Source organism: Muriicola sp. (genome assembly GCF_049669965.1).
Classification (GTDB): domain Bacteria; phylum Bacteroidota; class Bacteroidia; order Flavobacteriales; family Flavobacteriaceae; genus Muriicola.
In genome coordinates, this window is sequence record NZ_JBATLB010000063.1 from 1 (window position 1) to 4680 (window position 4680).

General features: G+C 43.3%; 4 protein-coding genes. 2 read left to right on the forward strand and 2 right to left on the reverse strand.

Going from position 1 to position 4680, the window contains the following annotated elements; translation table 11 throughout:
• A partial coding sequence (locus WBM49_RS03780; protein WP_424370733.1) for a 50S ribosomal protein L25/general stress protein Ctc occupies nucleotides 1-598 on the forward strand: 598 nt, incomplete at its 5' end.
• Nucleotides 599-679: 81 nt separating this feature from the next.
• Nucleotides 680-1309: an aminoacyl-tRNA hydrolase gene (gene pth, locus WBM49_RS03785; RefSeq protein ID WP_424370734.1), complete on the forward strand. Its 630-nt coding sequence runs from the start codon at nucleotides 680-682 to the stop codon at nucleotides 1307-1309.
• On the opposite strand, the gene WBM49_RS03790 is transcribed toward pth, so the two are convergent.
• Together WBM49_RS03790 and WBM49_RS03795 are read right to left on the reverse strand one after the other, a co-directional pair.
• Complete coding sequence (locus tag WBM49_RS03790; protein ID WP_424370735.1) at nucleotides 1310-1993, reverse strand: hypothetical protein; 684 nt, start codon at nucleotides 1991-1993, stop codon at nucleotides 1310-1312.
• Nucleotides 1990-4680 (reverse strand): T9SS type A sorting domain-containing protein (locus WBM49_RS03795; protein ID WP_424370736.1); only part of this gene is annotated, 2691 nt, incomplete at its 5' end. The genes WBM49_RS03795 and WBM49_RS03790, both read right to left, overlap by 4 nt.

Genomic DNA, 4680 nt, shown 5'->3' on the forward strand with positions numbered 1-4680 from the left:
ACGTAATGCTGGAATGGTCCCTTGCGTGGTCTACGGAGGGGAAAAACCGCTACACTTTTCAGCACATGAATTAGCATTCAGAGATTTAGTGTACACTCCTAATGCCCACACAGTTGTGGTTGTTTTAGAAGATGGCAAGAAATTACAGGCCATTATGCAGGATATTCAATTTCATCCTGTAACTGATAAAATATTGCATGTCGACTTTTATCAGTTATTCCCGGATAAGGAATTAACAATGAATATTCCTGTTAAATTACTAGGAAGTTCTCCTGGGGTTAGAAATGGAGGTCGCTTGTTATTTAGGAAAAGACTCCTGGCCATTAAAGCCTTGCCAGACAACCTGCCAGATTTCTTCGATATAGATATTTCTACTTTGAAAATTGGGGATAACATTACGGTAGAATCTCTGCTTAATGACAAATTTACCATCTTACACCCGGAAACTACGGTTGTGGTGCAGGTTAAAACAGCACGTGCAGCAGTTGTTGTTGAGGAAGATGATGAAGAAGGAGATGAAATTGAAGGAGCAGAAGGTGCAGAAGGAGAAGCAACTCCGGCTGAAGCCACTGAAGCTGCTGCGGAAGAGAAAGAATAATTATTTAATAGTCTCAATGAACAGCATCCCGGGATCATTTCTCGGGATGCTTTTGTATTTTAGCGGGATGATTCCCCCGCTATGCTATCCATTATAAAATCACTTTTTGGGCACTCATCGTCCCTCCTGAAAGAAGAAGACCTCATGAAAAAGTACTTGATCGTTGGCCTGGGAAATGTAGGTGTGGAATATGAAAATACCCGGCATAACATCGGATTTCAAATTCTAGACCGCCTGGCTGAAAAAAATGAGTTGTCTTTTTCTTCAAACAAATTAGGCGCCACTACTACCTTTAAGATCAAAGGTCGAAGTATCTTGCTCCTAAAACCCTCCACCTTTATGAACAGAAGCGGAAAGGCGGTACATTATTGGTTAGAGAAGGAAAAGATCCCTCAGGAGCATCTGCTGATCATAACCGACGATATAAACCTCCCTTTTGGTACACTGCGTTTAAAGACAAAAGGTAGTGACGGGGGTCATAACGGCCTGGCCGATATTCAAAATACCCTACAAACCAATCAGTACAACCGACTCCGTTTTGGATTGGGATCTGACTTCCCCAAAGGAAGACAAGTAGATTATGTATTGGGTAACTGGAATGAAGAAGAAGAAAAAACTTTACCAGAAAGACTAGACAGATGTGGTACCCTTGTAAACTCCTTTGTACTGCAAGGGGTGAACACTACCATGAACCAATTCAATAATACCTGATCAGCGAATTACCCTAAAGGAATAAGTGCCAGAATCAGAGCTATTTCCTTCCCTGTCTGTAGTTACCACCCGCCAATAGTAAATAGTATCAGCGGCTACACTGGCCGGTAGCTCTGTAATGCTAATGGAAGTACTCGCTAATAAGAGTTGTGGATTGGCAACGGTATCCAGATACACATCATAGGTAGCAATATCATTATCCACATCTGCCCCTGTCCAACCTAATGTCACCTCGTTATTGAGATCGCGCGCCACTGAGGCTCCGGAAAGTGGCTCATTTATCTGCGCGGGAAAAGGAGGAAAGGTAGTTTCTGTACCCGCATTGTAAAAATACCATGCCTCGCTTATTGCAATTTCTTGAGTTTCATTGTTCTGGGTGGTGATCGTCCATTGATAGGGAACACCCTTTAAAAGAGGAACCCTGACAGACAATGCTTCGGTAGGCGCACTGGTCACCGAGCTATTCGTTAGGACATTGGTAAATTTTAATTGATAGGTGTCTGCATATTTTGCTGCCAACCACCTAAATTCTACCTGACTGCTAGTATTATTTAAACTGATCCCAGTAATGCATTCAGAATTTTTTTGAGGAAAAATCAACACAGCTGCCTCCGGTGGTTTAGGGGAATCCTTGCCACAGGCAACCAGTAAAATGATCAATAACAGGCTCAGTTTCTGTTTCATCTTTTTATGACTTTAGTAGCATAGTTGAATCGGGTTCCGGTGAGATTCAACAAATATACCCCGGAAGGCAATTCCGCAAAATCCATGGTTATAGATCGATCGCCGGGTGTATAACTTTTCGATAGAACGGTTTGTCCAAGCATATTAAACACCTTCACTTGTACATTTGTTTCCATTGCAGGCAGGAAAGCCGTTAGCTCGTTCACAAATGGGTTAGGATATATCACAGGCTCCGTACCGATCAGGATCACCTCTTCATAGGAACCCTGACAAGACAGACCACCCGTAACTTTTAAAGTATTGATCCCTGATTTTAGGTCTATGGTGAATAGAGTTTGAGTGGTTTGGGTAAGGATCCCGTTCAATTCAATATTGTACAATGCCGAACCGGCCAGATCTATTGTTGCTTGAAAGTTACTTGGATCTAGCGCTACCAATACCGACAAGGGATCTGGTTCGGTAATGACAAAATCAAAACAGTATTCCTCGTAAAAAATACTGCCATCGGTACCGTTGATACAGGCAGTATAGTTGCCTGCAGAAAGGGTGTTTAGTTCAAAAATAGAAGTGAAACTATCAGAAATATCAACCCCATTTCCATTAATTGCCACTGTATAATTCAAAGGCACTCCGGCGTTGATCTCCAGCCTACCGTCATTGGAAGTGATACAAGACTCGCTGCCTAGCGCTATCTCGAAATTGCTTTGTCCGAAACGATATACAGGGCAACCATCGGCATTTACTTCTGTATTGGGTGGCGTCCCCAGGCATAGGTCGTCCCCGTCATCAAATACCTCATCGCCATCAGCGTCTGGCCTAAAAATTCCTTCTACACAAAAATCTAAGGTAAATCCTATGATAACTCCCCCATCTGCAGGGGCGGTATCCCGAACCAGCAGTGTCCATTCACCAAAGGAAGATTCCCCATAGATCGATGCCAGAGAGCCTAGAGGTTTAACTGTTCCGCTGATCCCGGGATCACCATTACAAATAAAAGGAGCGGCATCATCGTCAAAGGTAGCATCGATATTTTCTAGTTGAGAACAGGAATTTGCGGTGAGTTGAACCTCCGTCCCCGAAGGGGAAACTAGGCTAATGATCAAATCCGATAAAAAGGAATGTTCTATGTTCACCATTACATTAATATCCGTAATGAGCAGATCATCTACCACCATGATGGTAGAACTCACCGTAGGAGTACCTGTTGATGATATCAATACCGGCACATCTTTGGCAATTTTCTGTTTGCAATTAACAGGCAGTGTTGTAAAGCTATTGGCGCTTCCAAATACCCCCTCTCCACAATTTGTGATAGGTTTGATTCGCCAATAATAGGTAGTCTCCGGAAGTAAATTTTCGGGAATATAATTTTTAAAGAGCACTCTGGTAGAATTCACTACAGAGGTAAATCCGGGATCTGTGGCGATCTCTATTCTATAGGCAAAGTTAATTGCCGGCGTATCCCATGTCAGCGTTGGTTTAAGCGGGACATCTACTGCTGCATTTGCAGGACTTAAGAGAGTTACTTCAGGAAAATCTGTGTCAAAGATGTTTAGCACAATGGTCACTTCTTTGGTATAGGAAGGTGCCGTCGCTATGATCTGAATAGGATAAACCCCTTCGGGTACTGCTGTTGTATTGGAAATAGTGATTTCTACCGGGGTATTGTTGGCCATGGCCGTACCCGGCAAAAAAGAAATCCCTAATCCGGGAGGTAGACTGCCGGCGCTAAAGGTAACTTCTTCATTAAAGCCCCCATAAGTTTCATAAACAAATGGTATTACTTTATCTACCGGCTGACAAACATCAAAGGTGAGGTCGTCAAACTGAAGTACCACAGGTGCCTCTTCGATGATAAAATTTGTACTGTTTACCGCGAAAAAGATATGTTGATATCCCTTGACCATAAAACGGGCCGTGGTGGTTGCGGTCCCAGGCAATAAAATTTCATGCTCGCCATCATTTATTGCTTTTTCTGCCAGAAGGATAGGAAAACTATTACCCCCGTCTAGAGAGAGATAAATATCTACAAACTGCGTGTTTACAGGAGAACTATTTGTATTAGCTACATCCCAGCTCACGGTCTGCAGGGAACCTGCGCTATAGGTCTCCTCCATAGCCTGTGAGTTAACCACAAAAGGACCTGCTGCATTACTGACCTTAACATTGACCAGGTCAGAGGCAACCTGCCCGCCTTCCGCAGAATTATCTCTTACGGTAAGGGCAAAGTTAAGATCGCGTGCAACAGTTGATACGGTTTCCCAGGCCGCATTGATTGCCGGATTTGTTTGAGTTAATTGCCCCGTTATAACCCTTGACAATTTTGGAAAATAACGTGCTGACTGTATTGTTGGAGGTAACGATCTGAAGTTAGCTCCGCTGGCATTTTGTGGACCAAAGGTATTGGTTGTAACCACCCCATTATCTATTTGCTCCCAGGTATAGGTAAGTACATCCCCCGGATCGGGATCGGCTGCCTCTCCCGTAAGGACAAAGGCGGTGTTTTTAGGAATGGTATAGTTTCCAATAGTTGTAATGACCGGAGGTGAATTTGAGATCGACATTTCTACTGCACAACCGGTAGTTGCAATATATTCGGAGATCTGAAGGATGCTATTGTAATGGAAATAATCATCCCCACTTGTTTGTACATTATTTCCTTCCACAATGCCCGCATAGCCCATGAT

Bases quoted from the DNA above. Each gene is read 5' to 3' on its own strand.
- WBM49_RS03790 (WP_424370735.1), bottom strand. From the start codon at position 1,993: ATGAAACAGAAACTGAGCCTGTTATTGATCATTTTACTGGTTGCCTGT.
- pth (WP_424370734.1), top strand. From the start codon at position 680: ATGCTATCCATTATAAAATCACTTTTTGGGCACTCATCGTCCCTCCTG.